This window comes from Saccharothrix hoggarensis (assembly GCF_042678885.1).
Lineage (GTDB): Bacteria > Actinomycetota > Actinomycetes > Mycobacteriales > Pseudonocardiaceae > Actinosynnema > Actinosynnema hoggarensis.
The window spans coordinates 17100-35459 of record NZ_JBHTLK010000057.1 but is presented as its reverse complement, the minus strand read 5'-3'; the positions used below and the strand labels follow the sequence as shown (position 1 = coordinate 35459).

24 protein-coding genes and 1 tRNA gene are annotated in these 18360 nt (G+C 71.7%); 10 read left to right on the top strand and 15 right to left on the bottom strand.

What is annotated here, in order from left to right; genetic code table 11:
* Window positions 1-432, top strand: a 432-nt coding sequence (locus ACFQ3T_RS13865) for a TNT domain-containing protein (protein WP_380723645.1), incomplete at its 5' end; no start/stop codon positions are given.
* Between the two features lie 81 nt (window positions 433-513).
* Here ACFQ3T_RS13865 and ACFQ3T_RS13860 read toward each other — a convergent pair.
* Window positions 514-1065, bottom strand: coding sequence for a pentapeptide repeat-containing protein (locus ACFQ3T_RS13860; protein WP_380723647.1), 552 nt, complete (start codon window positions 1063-1065; stop codon window positions 514-516).
* Window positions 1066-1268: 203 nt separating this feature from the next.
* Here ACFQ3T_RS13860 and ACFQ3T_RS13855 point away from each other — a divergent pair, with 203 nt between their 5' ends.
* Together ACFQ3T_RS13855 and ACFQ3T_RS13850 are read left to right on the top strand one after the other, a co-directional pair.
* Window positions 1269-2258, top strand: a complete 990-nt coding sequence (locus ACFQ3T_RS13855) for a malate dehydrogenase (RefSeq protein WP_380723644.1) — start codon at window positions 1269-1271, stop codon at window positions 2256-2258.
* A gap of 70 nt (window positions 2259-2328) precedes the next feature.
* Window positions 2329-3138: an inositol monophosphatase family protein gene (locus tag ACFQ3T_RS13850; RefSeq protein ID WP_380723643.1), complete on the top strand. Its 810-nt coding sequence runs from the start codon at window positions 2329-2331 to the stop codon at window positions 3136-3138.
* 73 nt (window positions 3139-3211) lie between these two features.
* Here ACFQ3T_RS13850 and ACFQ3T_RS13845 read toward each other — a convergent pair whose 3' ends face one another.
* Complete coding sequence (locus ACFQ3T_RS13845; RefSeq protein WP_380723642.1) at window positions 3212-4120, bottom strand: NAD-dependent epimerase/dehydratase family protein; 909 nt, start codon at window positions 4118-4120, stop codon at window positions 3212-3214.
* Between the two features lie 83 nt (window positions 4121-4203).
* Here ACFQ3T_RS13845 and ACFQ3T_RS13840 point away from each other — a divergent pair, with 83 nt between their 5' ends.
* On the top strand, window positions 4204-4938 hold the full coding sequence (locus tag ACFQ3T_RS13840) for a TetR/AcrR family transcriptional regulator (protein WP_380723641.1): 735 nt from the start codon (window positions 4204-4206) through the stop codon (window positions 4936-4938).
* Here ACFQ3T_RS13840 and ACFQ3T_RS13835 read toward each other — a convergent pair.
* The 11 genes from ACFQ3T_RS13835 to ACFQ3T_RS13785 form a co-directional block, all read right to left on the bottom strand.
* A complete protein-coding gene (locus ACFQ3T_RS13835) occupies window positions 4860-5084 on the bottom strand; it encodes a DUF1918 domain-containing protein (RefSeq protein ID WP_380723640.1) in 225 nt (74 codons plus the stop codon). The two genes, ACFQ3T_RS13840 and ACFQ3T_RS13835, sit on opposite strands and share 79 nt — an antisense overlap.
* Before the next feature lie 67 nt (window positions 5085-5151).
* Complete coding sequence (locus tag ACFQ3T_RS13830) at window positions 5152-5547, bottom strand: bacteriophage spanin2 family protein (protein ID WP_380723639.1); 396 nt, start codon at window positions 5545-5547, stop codon at window positions 5152-5154.
* Between the two features lie 39 nt (window positions 5548-5586).
* Complete coding sequence (locus tag ACFQ3T_RS13825; RefSeq protein ID WP_380723638.1) at window positions 5587-6543, bottom strand: ABC transporter ATP-binding protein; 957 nt, start codon at window positions 6541-6543, stop codon at window positions 5587-5589.
* Entirely contained in the window at window positions 6540-7355 is an 816-nt protein-coding gene (locus ACFQ3T_RS13820; RefSeq protein WP_380723637.1) for an ABC transporter permease, read from the bottom strand. The genes ACFQ3T_RS13825 and ACFQ3T_RS13820 overlap by 4 nt, the downstream gene beginning before the upstream one ends.
* A complete protein-coding gene (locus ACFQ3T_RS13815) occupies window positions 7348-8049 on the bottom strand; it encodes an ABC transporter permease (protein WP_380723636.1) in 702 nt (233 codons plus the stop codon). The genes ACFQ3T_RS13820 and ACFQ3T_RS13815 overlap by 8 nt, the downstream gene beginning before the upstream one ends.
* A 264-nt stretch (window positions 8050-8313) precedes the next feature.
* A complete protein-coding gene (locus tag ACFQ3T_RS13810) occupies window positions 8314-8685 on the bottom strand; it encodes a hypothetical protein (protein ID WP_380723635.1) in 372 nt (123 codons plus the stop codon).
* Entirely contained in the window at window positions 8682-8990 is a 309-nt protein-coding gene (locus ACFQ3T_RS13805; protein ID WP_380723634.1) for an ArsR/SmtB family transcription factor, read from the bottom strand. The genes ACFQ3T_RS13810 and ACFQ3T_RS13805 overlap by 4 nt, the downstream gene beginning before the upstream one ends.
* A gap of 163 nt (window positions 8991-9153) precedes the next feature.
* Complete coding sequence (locus tag ACFQ3T_RS13800; RefSeq protein ID WP_380723633.1) at window positions 9154-10608, bottom strand: serine/threonine-protein kinase; 1455 nt, start codon at window positions 10606-10608, stop codon at window positions 9154-9156.
* A gap of 9 nt (window positions 10609-10617) precedes the next feature.
* Complete coding sequence (locus tag ACFQ3T_RS13795) at window positions 10618-11193, bottom strand: HhH-GPD-type base excision DNA repair protein (protein ID WP_380723632.1); 576 nt, start codon at window positions 11191-11193, stop codon at window positions 10618-10620.
* Window positions 11194-11244: 51 nt separating this feature from the next.
* The gene (locus ACFQ3T_RS13790) at window positions 11245-12423 is read right to left on the bottom strand and encodes an LLM class flavin-dependent oxidoreductase (RefSeq protein WP_380723631.1); all 1179 of its coding nucleotides are present in this window, start codon (window positions 12421-12423) and stop codon (window positions 11245-11247) included.
* Between the two features lie 243 nt (window positions 12424-12666).
* Entirely contained in the window at window positions 12667-13809 is a 1143-nt protein-coding gene (locus tag ACFQ3T_RS13785) for a J domain-containing protein (protein WP_380723630.1), read from the bottom strand.
* Between the two features lie 133 nt (window positions 13810-13942).
* Between ACFQ3T_RS13785 and ACFQ3T_RS13780 the strand changes: the two genes are divergently transcribed.
* From ACFQ3T_RS13780 to ACFQ3T_RS13770, 3 genes are all read left to right on the top strand, one after another.
* Window positions 13943-14016 (top strand) — tRNA-Arg (locus tag ACFQ3T_RS13780).
* Between the two features lie 21 nt (window positions 14017-14037).
* Window positions 14038-14388 (top strand): MmcQ/YjbR family DNA-binding protein, encoded by a 351-nt coding sequence (locus tag ACFQ3T_RS13775; protein WP_380723629.1) that lies wholly within the window; start codon window positions 14038-14040, stop codon window positions 14386-14388.
* Window positions 14389-14432: 44 nt separating this feature from the next.
* Entirely contained in the window at window positions 14433-14690 is a 258-nt protein-coding gene (locus ACFQ3T_RS13770; protein ID WP_380723628.1) for a Prokaryotic metallothionein, read from the top strand.
* Here ACFQ3T_RS13770 and ACFQ3T_RS13765 read toward each other — a convergent pair.
* Together ACFQ3T_RS13765 and ACFQ3T_RS13760 are read right to left on the bottom strand one after the other, a co-directional pair.
* Window positions 14687-15166 (bottom strand): hypothetical protein, encoded by a 480-nt coding sequence (locus tag ACFQ3T_RS13765; protein WP_380723627.1) that lies wholly within the window; start codon window positions 15164-15166, stop codon window positions 14687-14689. The two genes, ACFQ3T_RS13770 and ACFQ3T_RS13765, sit on opposite strands and share 4 nt — an antisense overlap.
* 142 nt (window positions 15167-15308) lie before the next feature.
* Window positions 15309-16115 carry a metal-dependent hydrolase gene (locus tag ACFQ3T_RS13760; RefSeq protein ID WP_380723626.1) on the bottom strand — a complete coding sequence of 269 codons (807 nt, stop codon included), beginning with the start codon at window positions 16113-16115 and terminating at the stop codon, window positions 15309-15311.
* A gap of 274 nt (window positions 16116-16389) precedes the next feature.
* On the opposite strand from ACFQ3T_RS13760, the gene ACFQ3T_RS13755 reads away from it, so the two are divergent.
* The 3 genes from ACFQ3T_RS13755 (at window position 16390) to ACFQ3T_RS13745 (ending at window position 18354) form a co-directional block, all read left to right on the top strand.
* Window positions 16390-17610: an NADP-dependent isocitrate dehydrogenase gene (locus ACFQ3T_RS13755; RefSeq protein WP_380723625.1), complete on the top strand. Its 1221-nt coding sequence runs from the start codon at window positions 16390-16392 to the stop codon at window positions 17608-17610.
* A 179-nt stretch (window positions 17611-17789) separates the two neighbouring features.
* Window positions 17790-18104: an SH3 domain-containing protein gene (locus ACFQ3T_RS13750; protein WP_380723624.1), complete on the top strand. Its 315-nt coding sequence runs from the start codon at window positions 17790-17792 to the stop codon at window positions 18102-18104.
* A gap of 31 nt (window positions 18105-18135) precedes the next feature.
* Complete coding sequence (locus ACFQ3T_RS13745; RefSeq protein ID WP_380723623.1) at window positions 18136-18354, top strand: hypothetical protein; 219 nt, start codon at window positions 18136-18138, stop codon at window positions 18352-18354.
* The last annotated feature ends 6 nt before the right edge of the window (window positions 18355-18360 follow it).

The window sequence follows — 18360 nt, the reverse complement described above, 5'->3', positions numbered from 1 at the left end:
CCCGCCCCGGCGGTCGCCGCACCGCCCACGCCGCCGGCGCAGCCCGCCGCGGCCACCCCGGAGGCCAAGCCGCAGCGCAGCTGGCCGATCAACCCGATGAACGGCGAACCGCCGCTCACCCTGTTCCGGCACAAGAAGATGGTGGAGCTGCCGATCGGCCTGGAGGTGGACCGCTTCGGCGACGGATCGGGCAACCTCGTGTACGCGGCGGGCACCCCGTTCCCGGAGCGCTCGCTGGTGCCGTCGTGGATCAACCGCCCGTACCGGGTGTACCGGCTGCGCCGGCCGGTCGAGGCGTTGACCGGCATCGCGGTGCCGTGGTTCGAGCAGCCGGGTGGCGGCACCGCCTACCTGATGCCGAAGACGATCGAGGACATGCTGGCCGACGGCGTGCTGGTCGAGGTCGCCAACCAGGAGGCCCCGACCCACTGAGCTGGCGCCCAGACCGCGCCGACCCGGAACCCGCCGACCCGGAACCCGCCGACCCGGAACCCGCCGACCCGGCAGGCGGGTCTACGAGACCCGCAGACCGTGCGCGGCGGCGAAGGCGACGGCCGTGTCCAGGTCCACCCGCGCACCGCGCAGGGTGGCCTGGACGAGCCCGTCGGCGTCCAGCCGCGTCCCGCGCAGGTCGGCCCCTTCCAACCGGCAGCCCAGCAACCGGGCCCCGGTCAGGTCGGCGTCGCGCAGGTCCGCCTCCCGCAGGTCGGCGCCTTCGAGGTTGGCCTCGCGCAGCCGCATCCCGCGCAGCGACGCCTTCGGCAGCACGGCCCCGGACAGCCCGGCCAGCGTGAGATCGGTCTCCTTCACCGTGATCGGCCGCATCGCGCAGTCCACGAACACCGACCCGAGCCACGAGCACGACGTGAACGTGGTCGACGCGAGCACCGCGCGGGTGAACCGGCAGGAGCGGAACGCGGTGGCGGTGTGCGTCGACTCGCCCAGGTCGGTCCGGTCGAACGTGCAGTCCGTGAACGTGCAGCCGGACGTCGACACGCCGCGCAGGTCGGCCTCGGTGAAGTCGCACCGGACGAACGACCGCCCCTGCCACCGCTGCCCGTACATGACCGCGTCGGTGTAGTCCTCGTCGATGATCTCCTCGATGATGTCCACTGTCACACCTTGTCATCGTTCGCCAGTTGGTAACCTCCGACCTGCCGGGCAAACCGCCCGGTGCGCGGTCCCGGAGTAGAGACCGCCGCTGACAGGTCGTCAGCCTGCCTAGTGGTCGTGCCCGAGGACTGAAGCCACAACATTCGGGAAGGCACATGACCCGCACGCCCGTGAATGTCACCGTCACCGGTGCGGCCGGCCAGATCGGCTACGCACTCCTGTTCCGCATCGCCTCCGGCCACCTGCTGGGCCCGGACGTACCGGTGCGCCTGCGCCTGCTGGAGATCCCGCAGGCCGTCAAGGCCGCCGAGGGCACCGCGATGGAGCTGGACGACTGCGCGTTCCCGCTGCTGACCGGCATCGACATCACCGACGACGCCAAGACCGCCTTCGACGGCGTCAACGTGGCGCTGCTGGTGGGCGCCCGCCCGCGCACGAAGGGCATGGAGCGCGGAGACCTGCTGGAGGCCAACGGCGGCATCTTCAAGCCGCAGGGCGAGGCGATCAACGCGGGCGCGGCGGACGACGTGCGCGTGCTGGTGGTCGGCAACCCGGCCAACACGAACGCCCTGATCGCCCAGCAGCACGCGCCGGACGTGCCGGCCGCGCGGTTCACCGCGATGACCCGCCTCGACCACAACCGGGCGCTGTCGCAGCTGGCGAAGAAGCTCGGCGTGTCGGTCACCGACATCAAGAAGCTGACGATCTGGGGCAACCACTCGGCCACCCAGTACCCGGACCTGTTCCACGCCGAGGTCAACGGTCAGATCGCGGCCGAGGCCGTGAACGACCAGGCCTGGCTGGAGAACGAGTTCATCCCGACCGTCGCCAAGCGCGGCGCGGCGATCATCGAGGCGCGTGGCGCGTCCTCGGCGGCGTCGGCGGCGAACGCGGCGATCGACCACGTCCACGACTGGGTCAACGGCACCGCCGAGGGCGACTGGGTCTCGATGGCGGTCCCGTCGGACGGCTCGTACGGCGTGCCGGAGGGCCTGATCTCGTCGTTCCCGGTCACCGTGTCGGGCGGCGAGTACTCGATCGTGCAGGGCCTGGAGATCGACGACTTCTCCCGCGCCCGCATCGACGCCTCCGTGGCCGAGCTGGTCGAGGAGCGCGACGCGGTGAAGGCCCTCGGCCTGATCTGATCGTCCGCGCACCGAGCCGTACCCATGAGGGGGCCGCCGAGGGTGGCCCCCTCGTGGCATGTTGGTGGTCATGAACCAGTGGCCCGTGCCCACGCCCGAACTGCCCGCCGACGTCCACCCCGCGCTCGCCGCCACCGCGCTCGCCGCGTCCCGCGCCTACGGCGAGGCGCGCCGCGACTTCACCCGCGTGCAGCTGCGGGAGGAGGTCGCCGACGGCGCCGACGGCACGCCGACCATGCGCGTGGACGCGATCGTGGAGGCCGCGATCGCCGAGGCCGCCGCGGCGGCGGGCGCGAACCTGCTGTCCGAGGAGGCGGGCTTCCTGGACAACGGTTCCGCCGCGACCCTCGTGATCGACCCGGTGGACGGGTCCGCGAACGCCGCGCTCGGCGTGCCGCTGTCGTGCTTCGCGGGCGCGCTGGTGATCGACGACGAGCCGGTGGAGGCGCTCACCGTCTGGTTCGACACCGGCCGGGCGTGGTCGGCGCACGCGGACCGGCCCACGCCGTACCGCACGACCGGCCGCACGTCGCTCAAGGGCGCGTCGGTGTGCCTGATGCGCCCCAAGCGCGGCACCGAGGAGGCGTGGATGCGGGTGGCGAACCAGGCCGACCGCATCCGCGTGCTGTGCACGACGTGCCTGGAGGCGATGTTGGTCGCGGAGGGCTCGGTGGACGCGTTCGCCGACCCCGGTTCGGACACCCACCGGCTGATGGACCTGATCGCCGCCCTGGTGACGGTGCCCGCCGCCGGCGGCGCGCTGCTCGACCTGCGCGGCCGGCCGCTGACGTTCGACCTGGACCTGTCGCGCCGGTGGTCGGGCATCGCCGCCGCGACGCCCGCGCTGGCCGACGAGCTGATCACCACGATCCTCGGTTGATCGGAACCGGCGGAACGGGGAGCGTTCCCAGGTTGCCGTTTCGCTCACGCCGCCGCGCCGGCGCGCCGTTCGATCACGCGGATCGGTACCACCGCGCGGTTTCCGCGACCGCCTGCTCGTGCGGCGTGACGGGGAACCGGCCGAACGTCGCCTCGAACGCCGAGTGGTCCACGACCCACGGCGCGGTCCGCTGGTGCGCCAGTTCGCCGATGCCGCGCAGCCGCTTGTCGAACAGCGCGCCGAGGGTGATGACCCCGGACGGCAACGCCCGCGGCTTGCGCCCGTTGCCGAGCACGCGCCCGGCGAGGGCGATGAACTCGCGCACGGTCACCGTCTCGGCGGCCGGCGTGTGCCACACCCCGCCGTCGGCGCGCTCGTCGTCACCGAGCACGATCTGCGCGCGGGCGGTGTCGGCGAGGTGGGCGAACGTGTGCGGCACGTCCAGCGGGCCGAACCACATCGCGGCCTTGCCCAGCGCCATCGGCTTGACGACCAGCTCGCCGGGCAGCGAGCCGGCGCCGCCGGGGCCGTAGTAGTCCGAGGACCGGCCGATCGCGACCGGCACGGACGCCTGCCGCAAGCGCTTGCCCAGCTCGCTGCGCAGCTTCTCCTTCACCCCGATCGGGCGTTCCGGCGTGGCCTCGGTCAGCGGGCCCGTCACCGGCCCGTACGCGTAGAGGTTGTCCGCGTACACGATCTTCGCGCCCACGGCCTCGGCCGCCGCGACGGTGTTCTCCACCATCGTCGGCAGCATGGCGGCCCAACTCGGGTACGGCACGTTGGCGGCCAGGTGGACCACCGAGGCGCCCCGGACGGCGTCGAGCGTCGCGGCACGGTCCAGCAGATCGGCCCGGAAGTCTTGCGCGCCTTCAGGAATTCCACCCGAACGTGTTACCGCGCGGACCTCTCTGCCGTCCGCCACGAGTTGCCGGGCGATCTCCCGGCCGATGCCCCGCCCCGCTCCCAGCACGACCACCGTCATGACGCCCCCTCGGTACGAAGCTCTCACTGTTGTTAGAAGTTCTAACACAAGTTAGAGTGCTTCTGTCAAGGAGGTTCCGGGCAGTGGTCAACGCGCGTCGTGAGCGGTTCCGCGAGGAGACGAAGGACGAGGCCAAGCGCATCGCGCTGGAGCAGTTGGCGCAGCAGGGGATCGGGGGTGTCTCGGTCAACGCCATCGCCAAGCGCATGGGCGTGACCGGGCCCGCGCTCTACCGGTACTTCAAGGGGCGCGACGACCTGCTGACCGAGCTCGTGCGCGACGCGTGGCACGACCTCGCGGACGCGGTGGAGGCCGCCGTCGCGGCGGCCGAGGGCGCGGAACCACCCGAGCGGGTCCGTGCGTTCGCGGCGGCGTTCCGGGCGTGGGCGGTCGACGCGCCGCACCGCTACCTGCTGCTGTTCGGCACGCCGGTGCCGGGCTACCAGGCGCCCGTGGACACGATCGCGGCCGCGCACCGCACGATGAGCGCGTTCCTGAGCGTGCTGCCGGCGGCAGCCGGAGCGGCGGCGGGAACGCGGGACGAAGCCCGTGGAGGGCCCACGACCGAGCGCGCCGCACTGGACGCCCAGCTCGCGGCGTGGGCCGACTCACGCGGCGAGGGGTCCGTGCCCCCCGCCGTCCTGCTCACCGGCCTGCGGGGGTTCACCAGGCTGCACGGCGTGCTGAGCCTGGAGGTCACCGGCCAGTTCGGACCTATGGGGATCGACCCGGCGCTGGTCTACCGCGCCGAGGTCGAGTCCTTGATCCTGGGTGATTCCGAGGTCCGCGGCTCGACCAGGCTGTCGGGGCCGGGGTAGACCAGCCCTTCGTGGCCGTCGGAGAAGCGGACGAGGTACGGGGGCGCACCTTCCGAGCCGCGCACTTCCAGGATCTCGCCGATCGTCTCGTCGAGGCCCACCGCGCGGCTGTGGATGTGCAACCGGTCGCCTACTGTCGCGTGCATCTGCAACACCTCCGGTGCGTCACAGCGTAGAACTGTCCCGAAGGTACCGACAGCCTGACAATTCCGCTCAGGCGCAGGCGTTCGACAACTTCGCGACCTGGTCCAGCTTCTCCTGCGACCACGCGGCGAAGTTCGACGGGTCGAGGTCCTGGACCGTCACGTTGCTCATGGTGTCGGAGACACCCGTGATGGCGTCCTTGAGCGTCGTGTCCCCGGCCTTGGCGGCGAGGTCGTTCAGCTCCTGGGCCTTCTTCTGGGTCTCCTCCATCGCCTTCTGCGGGTCCGCCGTGTCCGGGGTGAAGCCCGCGAGCTTGAGCGCCTCGATGCAGAGCGTCGCCTTGTCGGCGGCCTGGTTGACCTGGTTGGCCGTGTCCGAAGCCTGCTGCACGGCCTCGCACCCGGACACCGCCCCGACGAGCCCCAGAGCCAGGAGGAAGGTGGCGACCGGACGACCTGCGCGCATAAGGGGCTCCCGTTTTTGTGTTGACCGTTTCGTCCGACTCTACCGACGCGCGTACAGCCGACGCACCACATCGTCGATTTCCGGTTCCACCACTACGAGGTCGTGCACCTCCGCGCGGGCCGCGACGGCCGCGATCAGCGCCGCCGCCGTGGTGTCGGACCGGCGGAACGCGAGGTGGTGTCGCAAACCGTTCAGCTCGGCGCGGGCGGACGTGACGCCGGGCAGGTCCGCCAACCCGGTGGCGGGTTTCTCCAGGTCCACGACCAGGACGCGGTCCGGGGCGACCTCGGCCCGCAGCCCGTCCAGCGGCCCGTCGGCGAGCACCGTGCCGCGGTCGATCACGACCAGGCGCGGGCACAGCCGCTCGATGTCGTCGAGGTCGTGCGTGGTGAGCAGCAGGGTGGTGCCCCGCTGGGTGTTCAGGTCGGCCAGGAATTCGCGCAGCCGTTCCTTCGATTCCAGGTCGAGGCCGATCGTGGGCTCGTCCAGGACGAGCAGTTCCGGACCGTGCAGCAGGGCCGCGGTGACCTCGCCGCGCATCCGCTGGCCCAACGAGAGCTGGCGGACCGGGGTGCCCAGGAACGGCCCCAGCTCCAGCAGGTCCACGCACTCCCGCAGCCTGGTCTCGTGGTCGGCGCGCGGCACCCGGTAGATGGCGCGGAGGAGGTCGAAGCTGTCCCGCAGCGGCAGGTCCCACCAGAGCTGGCTGCGCTGGCCGAACACGACGCCGATCCGCCGGGCCAGGTCGCGCCGGGACCTCGAAGGGTCCACACCGGACACTCGGACGTGCCCGGACGTCGGCACCAGGATGCCGGTGAGCATCTTGATGGTGGTGGACTTGCCCGCGCCGTTGGGCCCGACGTAGCCGACGGCCTCGCCCGCCGCGACGTCGAAGCTGACCGCGTCCACCGCGCGAACGGTGTGCTTGCGGCGCTTGAACCGGCCGATCTTCGTGGTGACCGTGAACTCCCGGCGCAGGTCGCGCACCTCGATCATGACCCAGTCCCTCGGTAGTGGCGGACGGCGGCCCGCCAGACGAGTCCGGCGGCGGTGGCCGCGGCGACGGCGACGAGCGGCGAGATCCAGCCCAGGAGCGCGGGGCCGCCCAACGGGTCGGGGCGGTCGAGCAGGGCGAGGCTGGGGTAGTAGGCGACGAACGCGCCGGGCACGACGAACGCGAAGAATCGTCGCAACCACGGGCCGTAGACGGTGGCGGGGTAGGAGGTGAACGCGTTGCTGCCGTAGGTGACCGCGTTGGCCATCTCCTGGCCGTCGACGAGCCAGAAGCAGACGGCGTTGGCCGCGACCCACACCGAGGAGAAGATCACCGCGCCGCTGATCGGCGCCACCACGACGAGCAGCGCGGTCCACGGCGACCACGCGACGTCGTTGTGCCCCAACGCGTACACCAGCACCACCAGGCCCGCGACGATCCGGCCGATCTTCCGCAGGTGCAGGTCCGCGGTCATCATCTGCGCGAGCGTGCCCAGCGGTCGGAGCAGGATGACGTCGAACCGGCCGGTGCGGATCTGCGTCGGCAGCTCGTCCAGTTGGCCCGCGACCAGGTCCGCGATGCCGAAGGCGGTGCCCGCGATCGCGTACATGAGGACGACCTCGTGCACCGAGAACCCGCCGAGCGCGCTGATCCGGTTGAACAGCACCAGGATGATCGCCAATTCGGTCAGCTGGCCGAACGCCTGCGCGACGCACTGGAGCGCGAACGACGTCCGGTACGACATCTGGCCGCGCAGCCGTGCGCCGACGAGCTTGGCGTACACGGCGGTCTTGGTGGGGACGCCCTCAGCCACCCTGCACCACAACCTTGCGGACGGCGCGGTTCAGCACCAGGTGGCCGGCGGCGAGCACCGCGACGGCCCAGAACGCCTGGCCCGCCAGCAGCGGCCACGGCGAGCCGCGTTCGAGGAAGACTTCCACCGGCGCTTGCAGCATGGACGGGAACGGGGTGGACCAGACGACGGCCCTCGCCCAGTCCGGGAAGAACGCGATCGGCACGGCCAGACCGCAGAACAGCCACGTGAACGCGGTGTAGAGGGCCTGCGTGCCGCGGCTGTCGAGCAGCCAGAACGCGGTGGCGTTGAGCAGGAACCGCATGCCGAAGCTGACCGTGACGCCGAGCGCCACGCTGACCGCGAACACCGGCAGGACGCCCGGCGCGGGCCACCGGAACGGGAAGAACAGGGCGCCGAACGCGATGGGCGGCGCGAGCCGCACGACCACGGCGTACCCGGCGCGGCCGACGTCCTCGGCCAACAACGCCATCTGGAGGTGCCAGGGGCGGTAGAGGTCGATCACGACGTCCCCGGTGCGGACGCGCTCGGCGAGGTGGTTGTCGCCCCACAGGACGACGACGGCCATCAGGCCCTGGCCGAGCCACACGTACGTCGCGGTGGCGGCGACGTCGTAGCCCGCGATGGGCCCGGACGAGACCGCGGCGGTCAGGACGGCCAACCTGAGCAGGCCGAACACGACGTTCGTCGCCATTCCGGCGACCATCGCCTGTCGATAGGTGGAGTACCTTCGGAAACCGGCCAGCGCTAGATGGGCGTAGGCGCGCACGTCTACCCACCCTAGGAACGCCGGCAACCGGTTTTACGCCCGGCGCGCGGCCTGGGGGCGCGTCAGGCCCGCGCGGCTGCGGGAGTTTCAGGCCCGCGCGGCCCTGGCGGCGTCAGACGCCGTGCGGCCCTGGGGAGTCAGGCCTCGTGCGGCCCTGGGGGCGTCAGGCCTCGTGCGGCTTGGGGAGTGTCAGGCCCGTGCGGCCAGCCAGTCCGCGGCCCGCGACCGCAGCCCGTCGTCCCGGACGTGCGGGATGACCGGTTCCAGGGCGCGGGCGACCACCTTCTGGTGCCGTGCCGGGAGGTCGGTCTCGGCGAGCACGTCGGCCGCCAGCGCGTCCGGGTCCGCCGCCCACGGCCCGAGGGACCGGACCAGCCTGGCCCGCAACGCGAACCGGTTGGCGACCGCCCGTTCCCGCCGCACGCCGCTGCGCTCGCCGCCGTGCGAGGCCGCCAGCGCCACCGCCGCCCACGCCAGCCGGTTGGCGCCGGGGCGCTCGTCGTCGTACACGCGGCCCTGCGCCAGCACCCGGACCCACTCCCAGTCGTTCGGGTCGCTCATCGTCGCGCCGCCAGGACGCCGTCGAGGAGGCCGGGGTACAGCGCGTCGAGGTCGTCCCGGCGCAGCGTGCTGATCCGCGACGTCCCCTGCGGGCGGACGTGGACCACGCCGGCCTCGCGCAACGTCCGCACGTGGTGGGTGAGGGTCGACGCCGTCACGCCGAGGTCGAGCACGCCGCAGGACAGGCCCTGCTCGCAGTCGGCGAGGGCGCGGACGATCCGGAGCCGGACCGGGTCGGCCAGCGCGTGCAGGACGGACGTTATCCGGATCTCGTCCCGCGCCGGGTGGGCGAGCGTGGTGGTCATGCGGTCCACACTACGAGAACGGTCTTACTTTGATGATTGTCGTAGTACGGTGTCCGTCACATGAGGAGCTGCACGTCTCCCACGCCACGGCCGGACAGCTCCTCACCGCGTTCGCCATCGCCTACGCCGTCTCGTCACCGCTGTCGCTCGAGCCGCGCGACCCTCAGGACCCGCCGAACGCGCTGGTGGTCGTCTCACCGACGCCGACCGGCCCCGCCAGGCAGTGGAAGTAGGTCTCCTCGCCGTCCGTGAAGCCGACCGCGGTGAACTTCCAGCCCGACGTGTCCACGGTCGGCCGGGTGTTGGCCTTCATGGCGTCGGCCGTGCACACGCCGACGACCTCCGGAGCCTTGAGCAGCTCGTCGTTGTCCACGTCCGGGATGGGGCCGGAGAGCCAGCCGCCCGAGAACGCCTCCCAGTAGTGGTCCTCCGAGCAGTTCCCGACCCGCCGCGCCGACGCCGCCTGACCGCCGATCGAGACGATGCCGCGGTAGCACGTCGGCTCGGCGACGCAGTAGCCCGTCGCGCACTCCTCCAGGGAAGGCGGCGGCAGGACCGTGCCGGCGGTGGCGCCGGAGGACGGCCCCGCGGCGGCGTCGGAGGACGGCCCGGCGGTGGCGTCGTTCCTGGTCGCCCACCACCACGTGCCGATCGCGACGACGGTCGCCAGCGCGGCGGCCCCGATCACCAGCGACCACGGCTTCCTGGTGGGCGGCCGGACGTAGCCGGAGCCGTGCACCGGAGGTCCGACGGGCCGCAGCGCCTGTGCCGGTGCCTGTGCCGGTGCCTGTGTCGGCAGGGTCGGGCCGTCGGGCGCCATCACGAGGCGACTCAGGTCGTCCCGCAACCGCGCCGCGCTGGCCGTGCGACGTCCCACGTCGGGGTCGAGGGCCCGCACCAGCACGTCGTGCAGCTCGCGCGGCACACCGGGCACGGGCGGCACGGGGGAGCGCAGCACCTCGCCCAGGTGGTCGAACGAGTCGATCGGCCACGGCACCGGGCGCGGCGGCTTGCCGGCGAGCAGGTCGTACAGGGTCGCGGCCAGGGCGTAGACGTCGGCGGTGGGCGTGGGGGCCGCCATCGCGAACGCCTCGGGCGGCGCGTAGCTCGGGCTCAGCGCGTCACGGGTGACGGTGCTGGAGCCCTCGGAGTCCAGCAGCGCCGCGAGCCCGAAGTCGGCGAGCTTGGCCGTGCCGTACCGGTCGAGCAGGATGTTGCCCGGCTTGATGTCGCGGTGCAGCACGCCCTCCGCGTGGGCGGCGGCGAGCGCGTCCGCCAGTTGCACGCCGAGCTGCCGCACCCGTTCCGCGGGCAGCGGCCCGTCCCGCCGGACCACGTCCGCGAGCGACCCGCCCGCGCACAGCTCCATCACCAGGTAGGGCGTGCCCTGCGGGGTGAAGGCGGCGTCGTGCACCGAGACGACGTGCGGGTGCCCGGACAGCCGGGCGGCGGCGTGCGCCTCGCGCAGGAAGCGCCGCCGGTCGCGTTCGGTCTGCAGCACCCGGTTGTCGATCTTGACGGCGACGTCGCGGTTCAGCTGGACCTGCCGGGCGCGGTAGACGGTGGCGAAGCCGCCCTGTCCCAGCGGGGTGAGGTCGGAGAGTCCGGGCAACTGCACGCCGGGACTCTAGCCGTTGGCGACGGCCGCTTTGGCTGCCTTCTTGAACGCGCGCACCTCGGCCAGCGTCTCGGCGCTCGTGACGTCGGCGATGGACCGCCGCGAGCCCTCCTCGCCGTACGCCCCGGCCGCCTCCCGCCACCCGTCCGGGGTGACGCCGAGCTGCTTGCCCAGCAGGGCGACGAAGATGCGGGCCTTCTGGTCGCCGAAGCCGGGCAGCGCCTTGACGCGCCGGAAGACCTCCTTGCCGTCCGGCTTGCCCGCCTTCCAGATGTTGGACGCCTTGCCCTTGTAGTTGTCGATCACGTGCAGGGCCAGCGCGTGCACCCGCCGTGCCATGGAGGCGCCGTAGCGGTGGATCGCGGGCGGCTGCACGCACAGCTCCACGAACTCGTCCACATCGGTCTCCGCGATCTTCGTGATGCTGAACCCGTCCATCCGGTCCGCGATCTTGCGCGGGCCGGCGAAGGCGTGCTCCATCGGGAACTGCTGGTCCAGCAGGAGTCCGGTGAGCAGCGCGAACGGGTCCTCGCTGAGCAGCTTGTCGGCCTCCGGGTCCCCGGTCAGGCGCAGCTTCTTCGGCATGGCCACATCCTCCCACCCGGGACCGGCGATCCGCCCGGGATGGCGGTGGCGTCAGCGGTCGAACTCGGGGATCAGGTCGCCGATCAGGCGCAGGCTCGTCATGACGTCCTCGTGCTTCAGGTTGCCGACCTGGTGGAACGCCATCAGCCGGTCGATGCCCAGGTCGGCGTAGGCGCGCAGCTTCTCGCGGCACGTGTCCGGGCTGCCCACGATCAGCGAGTCCTGCTCGTTCAACGCGTCGAAGATCTCCTCCGGGTCCACGTCCTCGCCCTGCAGCACCCGGCCGATGACGACCTGCGCCCGGTTCGGGCCGGTGGACGTGGCGGCCTCCGCGCGGAGGAAGTCGCCGGTCAGGCCGCCGCCGGACGGGTCGTCCAGGAGCGACTGCTGGTGCCGCACGGTCTCCACGAAGGCGTCCGCCGCCTCGAAGAACGTCAGCGCCTTGACGGTGTACCAGGCAGCCGCGGCGACGGCGCCGTTGCGGACCGCCTGCTCGTCGGTCTCCGCGCAGTGGACGAACGTGAAGAACGCGACCTGGTTGTTGACGGTGGCGCCGACCGGCGACGTGCAGGCGTCGGCGGCGGCCCGGTACAGGCCGACCATGCGCCGCACGCGCTCGATCGACTCCCAGATGGTCGTCCCGAGCACGCCGACGCCGCGCCGACCGGCCTCCTCGAACGACGCCGGGCTCGCCGCCGCCTGCCACAGCGGCGGGTGCGGCCGTCGCAGCGGCTTGGGCACGATCGGCACGTCGTGGATCTCGAAGTCCTCGCTGGAGTGCGAGAAGCGCTCCGACGTCCACATCTTCGGGATCATCTCGAACGCCTGCTGCGTCTGCCGCCGCGCCTCCGCCGGGTCGACGCCGAACAGCCGCCACTCCGGCGCGGTGGACCGGGTCAGCCCGAACTCCAGCCGCCCGCCGCTGAGGTGGTCCAGCATCGCGGCGCGCTCGGCGACCCGGATCGGGTGGTTGAACCGCGCGGGCGCGAGCACGGCCGAGTGGCCGAGCCGGATGCGGGACGTCTGCTGCGAGATCGCGGCCAGCATCAACTCCGGCGCGGACGACAGGCTGAACTCCTCGGCGCCGTGGTGCTCGACCTGCCACCAGCAGCCGTAGCCGAGCGCGTCGGCGAGCCGCGCCTGCTCCAACGCCTCCGTGATGCGGGCGTGCTGGTGCCCGTCCTGCCACGGGCGCGGGTCCTGGATCTCGTTGAAGACGTCGACCTTCATCGGCCCGCTCCCTCGTGGTGGCTCCGCAGCAACGTAGCCCGCCGGGGGCCGCGCCGACATGGGCCATCCGGTTGACTGCTTAACCGGTTAAGCATCACCGTTGCACCACCGTCGCCACCGCTCCGAAAGGCCGCCACCTTTCGAGAGGCAGGACGCAGTGCGAACAGCGATGACGCTGGTGGCCCGACTGCTGGGTGACCCTCGCCCCGCCCGCGCACGCGGCGCCGCCACCCGTGACCTGGCCTACTGGCCGGCCGAGGCCTCGCCGACGGGCGACCCGTGGCGGACGATCGGCACGACGTGGGCGAGGAGCAGGCGCAGCGCCTCCCGGTCCACCGTCGCCGGGTCCTCGGCCAGCCAGTCGCCGATCTCCTCGACGAACTGGGCGGGCGTCATCGGCGGCACGACGGCGTCCGCCGGTTCCTCGGTGGTCACCTCGCCGGCGCGGCTCGGGTAGATGAGCAGCGCGGTCCGGATGTCCAGCCAGGGCAGCATCTTCCGGTACAGCGCGAGGCTGCGCGGCATCCGCATGCCGCCGCCCCGGAACGGGTGGCCGTTGCGCCACACCGTGCCGTCGTCCTCGGCCTCGTAGTGCCCCGGGAGCCACGACTTCGACTCGATCAGCACGAGCCGCCGCCCGCACAGCACGGCGTGGTCGACGTCGGCGAACACCGAACCCGGCCACGCCAGCCCGTGGAAGATCCGCACGCCGGGCAGCCGGGTCAGGTACTGGCTGAGCAGGTCGGCGGTGAGGTGCTCGCACGGGCGGTCGTCGACGGTCCCGTGCACGACACCGGTGTCGTGGTCGGACGTGAACGCCCGGTCGGCCCGGACCGCCGCCAGGTACCGCCGCGTCAACCGGAACGCGGCCGCGGCCGCGGCGGCGACCAGGAGCAGCCAGACGCCCAGCGCGAGCGGCGTGAAGTCGATGAAGACCACCGGCAGCAGCAGGAAGAACCACCCGCACACGGCGGCCAGCGCGGGCGCGTGGCCGGGACCGGCGGCCGGCACGTACCGGACGCGCTGGGCCACGTCGACCAGGTGCCACCACGGGATGCCGCCGAGGTCCACGACCGGCTTCGGAGGTACGAAGTCGGGATCCTCGCCGAAGTTGCGCAACCGGCCCGTGCGACCGGACCTCGGCGGCCGCGTCGGCGACGACGGTCGTGCGCCCGGTCGGGTGAACGACCAACCCCGGTCGTAGTCACGTCGGCGCGACGGATCACGGAGGGTGTCATATGCCTCTTGCAGCATGCGGAAGGTCCCGGAGGACCCGCCGGCGTCCGGGTGCATGACCTTGGCCAGGGAGCGGTAAGCGGATTTGATCTCCGCCTCGGACGCGTTGCGACCGACCCCGAGGAGTTCGTAGTAGTCGACCCCGCGCACGCGGCAGACCTTAGCGGCCCTGTCTCCGGACCCTCGGTCATGGTTAGGGTTGGGCGGAAGAGCCCGGTAGCGCAGTGGTTGTCGCGCCCTCCTTCACGGGGGGAGGACGCCGGTTCGAATCCGGCCCGGCTCGGGACCATGTAGCGCAGTGGTTGACGCGCCCTCCTCCGCGGAGGGAGGACGCCGGTTCGAGTCCGGCCTGGTCCGCTCGGTGTGAGGATGGCGGTCATGGGATCGCTGGAGCGGTTGCGCGCGCTGTGCCTGGCGTTGCCGGAGGTCACCGAACGGCTCAGCCACGGTGAGCCCGCGTGGTTCGTGCGCGACAAGAAGATGTTCGCCATGTTCGCCGACCGCCACCACGACGACCGGGTGGCGTTCTGGTGCGCCGCGCCGGCGGGCGCGCAGGAGGCGTTGGCGGGCAGCGAGCCGGAGCGGTACTTCCGGCCGCCGTACGTCGGGCACCGGGGCTGGCTCGGCGTGTACCTCGACGTGGACGTCGACTGGGCCGCCGTCGCCGAGGTCGTCCGCGACGCCTACCGCCAGGTCGCGCCACGACGGCTCGCCGCCCTGACCGAGTGACGGTCCGAGTTGCCGGGGTGCGCGGGCCGGAGCACGCTGCGGTCATGGCGACTTGCGACGTCTGCGGCAACGACTACTGGATGGCCTTCGAGGTCCGCACGGTCGGCGGCGGCGTGCACACGTTCGACAGCTTCGAGTGCGCGATCCAACGCCTGGCCCCGCGCTGCGAGCACTGCGACTGCCGCATCCTCGGCCACGGCGTCGAGGTGGAGGGCCGGTTCTTCTGCTGCGCGCACTGCGCCCGCAGCGCGGACCGCCTCGGCGCGGAGATCAAGGACACCGTCGGCGCCCACCCGGGCTAGTCGCAGGTGAGCACCAACCGGCCGTTGACGAACGTCGGCTGGAGGTCGCCGCGCGCGTCCACGCTCTTGACGCCGTGCGGCAGGACCTCCTCGATCGCGCTGAACGCGAGGATGTCCGACACGCCGTAGCGGCCGCGCAACGTGCGCTGGCCGGGGAACCGCAGCGCGCGGCCCTCCTTGCGGTCGCGGTGGGCCAGCACGGCCCGCAGCGCGCCGCGCTTGAGCTCCTCCGGACCGGCGAGCCGTTGCAGGGCGCCGTTGTGCACGGCGACGCCGTAGCCGCGCTCGATGAGCGTCGACACGGTGTTGTCGGACGGGTCGTCGGCGAGCCGGAACGACATCGCGTGCCTGCCCTCGACCGCGTGCACGCACACCAGCTGGGCGTGGAAGAGCAGCGACTCGTAGAGCGCGACCGCGACGGTGTCCGCGGTCGCCGGGTCCTCGTGACCGGCGTTGAGGCCGAGCCAGGTGGTCATCCGACCGCCTCGACAACGCTGTCGTGCGTGTGGTGGGGCACGAAGTCCTCCTCGGCGCGATCGGCGCGGGACGGGAATGCCGTCGGAGGCTAGTCCAATCGGGTGATGGAGTGGTAGCCGCCGAATGGCCGTTATCTGAAAACTAGATGGGGAGGAGGTCGAAACTTTCGAGGAACGGGAGCGCGCCCGCCTGCTGGAGCGCGGCGGCGGACAGCCAGACGCTCAGGATCGTGATCAGCGGGCCGACGACCGCCATCTCCACCGTGCCGCCGGTCTTCATCCGCATGATCTTCGGCGGGGCGACGGGGAACCACGTCTTGCCCATGAGCGGGATGGGCCACAGGATCGGGCAGCCCTGCTCGGTGATCGCGTCGCCGAGGTAGTGGGCCACGCAGCCGACGCCGACCGCCACGCCGCACGCCGCCGCGCTGGCGGGCGTCTGCGCCGTCCAGGCGATGCAGACGCCCGTGATGGCGGCCGAGACGACCGTGATGAGCAGGGCGTCCTTCTGCGGGCACCAGTCGTTCATGATCCCGCGCACGGCGAGGCCGGCGAAGACGAACATGAGCACCGGCAGGGCCCACTTCTGCGACTGCTGGACGACGGCCGTCGTGCCGACCGCGGCGGCCAGCGCGAACGCCAGGGTGTGCGTGAGGCCGCGGTGGCCGCCGTCCCGGTTGGAGTCCTTGCGGGTCCGGGTGGTGCGGTAGACGAACGAGCTGATCGTGTTGATCAGGGCCGACGCGCCCGCGCTGACCGGCCCGAACGTGCGCGAGATCGTGGACGACGGGTGGTCGAGGTCCGGCAGCAGGGCGGCGCCGGTGGCGAGCACCGCGCCCACCGCCCAGCTCTGCGGGGTGAGCTGGCCGATCGGGTGGCTCTCCGCGAGCGCGGTCACCGCGGACCAGGCCAGCAGGCCGCTCATGGCGTGGGTCGGACCCGTCGACAACGCTGCCCCCTGAAGATCACTCGATTGGGTGCGAGGTTAGCGGGCCGGGCGTGGCGGGCGCGCGCGATCCGCGAACGCGTGTTCGAGTGTCGTCCCCGTGCGGCGGCGCGGCGGCGGTGCTGGTTGTATGGGGCCCGAGAACACCCGTGCCACCTCGTCCGCGGCGTCCTGCCGGTGTGACGCCGTTCCCTTTTTGCGTCGAGGTGGACGCAAGCAACCCGACATAGCAGTACGCTTGTCTTGCTTGCATTGTCGCGAGAGGAGCGCCCTGAGTATGGGCAAGATCAAGGTTCAGGGGACCGTCGTCGAACTCGACGGCGACGAGATGACCCGGATCATCTGGCAGTTCATCAAGGACAAGCTGATCCACCCGTACCTGGACGTCAACCTCGAGTACTACGACCTGGGCATCGAGCACCGGGACGCCACCGACGACCAGGTCACGATCGACGCCGCCCACGCCATCAAGAAGCACGGCGTCGGCGTCAAGTGCGCCACGATCACGCCGGACGAGGCGCGGGTCGAGGAGTTCGGCCTGAAGAAGATGTGGGTCTCGCCGAACGGCACGATCCGCAACATCCTCGGCGGCGTCGTCTTCCGCGAGCCGATCATCATCTCGAACATCCCGCGGCTGGTGCCGGGCTGGACGAAGCCGATCATCATCGGCCGTCACGCCCACGGCGACCAGTACAAGGCGACCAACTTCAAGGTCCCCGGCGCGGGCGAGCTGACGATCACGTTCACGCCCGAGGACGGCTCCGAGCCGATCAAGCACGTGGTGGCCAACTACGGCGCCGACGGCGGCGTGGCCATGGGCATGTACAACTTCAACAAGTCCATCGAGGACTTCGCGCGCGCCTCGTTCTCGTACGGGTTGCAGCGCAACTACCCGGTCTACATGTCGACCAAGAACACCATCCTCAAGGCGTACGACGGTGCGTTCAAGGACATCTTCCAGAAGGTGTTCGAGGAGGAGTTCAAGGCGCAGTTCGACGCGGCGGGCCTCACCTACGAGCACCGCCTGATCGACGACATGGTCGCCGCCGCCATGAAGTGGGAGGGCGGCTACGTCTGGGCCTGCAAGAACTACGACGGCGACGTGCAGTCCGACACGGTCGCGCAGGGCTTCGGCTCGCTGGGCCTGATGACGTCGGTGCTGATGACGCCGGACGGCAAGACCGTCGAGGCCGAGGCCGCGCACGGCACGGTGACCCGGCACTACCGCCAGCACCAGGCGGGCAAGCCGACGTCCACCAACCCGATCGCGTCGATCTTCGCGTGGACGGGCGGCCTGAAGCACCGCGGCAAGCTCGACGGCACCCCGGAGGTGATGGGCTTCGCGGAGACGCTGGAGCAGGTCATCGTCGAGACCGTCGAGAGCGGCCGGATGACCAAGGACCTCGCCGTGCTCGTCGGCAAGGACCAGGACTGGCTGACCACCGAGGACTTCCTCGGCACGCTGGACGAGAACCTGCAGAAGAAGATGGCCGGCTGAGCCGAGCCCTTCCGGGTTGATCAGGGGACCGCTTCCGGGCGGTCCCCTGATGCGTTTCCGTAGCCGCCTCACCCGTTCGGTTTCCCGGTGGGGTGGATTCGGCGCGGGCCGGTACTGCCGGGCCGCCCGCCGCGCTATATCTGCACTTCAGCACTTCAGGCGAGGTGTCAGGAGGCGCGATGTTCGGGATTCCCGTGCGCGGTGCGGTCGTGGCCGGCGTGCTGGCCGCGGCCGGGCTGATGTACGTGGCCAACGACGGCAGGCAGCTGGGCCTGGAGGAGGTCGCCAACCGCGAGTGCAGGGTCACCGTGATCGCCGACATCCTCAACGTCCGGTCCGGGCCCGCCGACACGCAGCCGATCGTGGCGACCATGCGGCGTGACGCGGTGACGTCGGCCGAGCGGCGGGTCGAGAACGGCTTCCGGCTGCTGTCCGACGGGCGGTGGGTGAAGGACGAGTTCGTGACACCGACCTCGGACAGCGACTGCTCGTGATCTGACGGACTGCTCGTGATCTGATGGGCGGATGTTCTTCCAGTGGCGTTCGTTCCGCCGTGACGTGGTGACGTGCGCGTGCGAGCCGGAGTGGCCCGGCTTGCGCGCCGAGGTCGACGGGCACGAGGTGGCCGGTGTTCCGTCGCCGGAGGGCAGCAGCCCGTTGGTGCTGATGCTCGGCCTGGCCGCGTCGTGCACCGGTTGCGGCGCCTCGTACCCGTACGGCTGGGTGGTCGCCGAACGCGGCTAGGCTGCC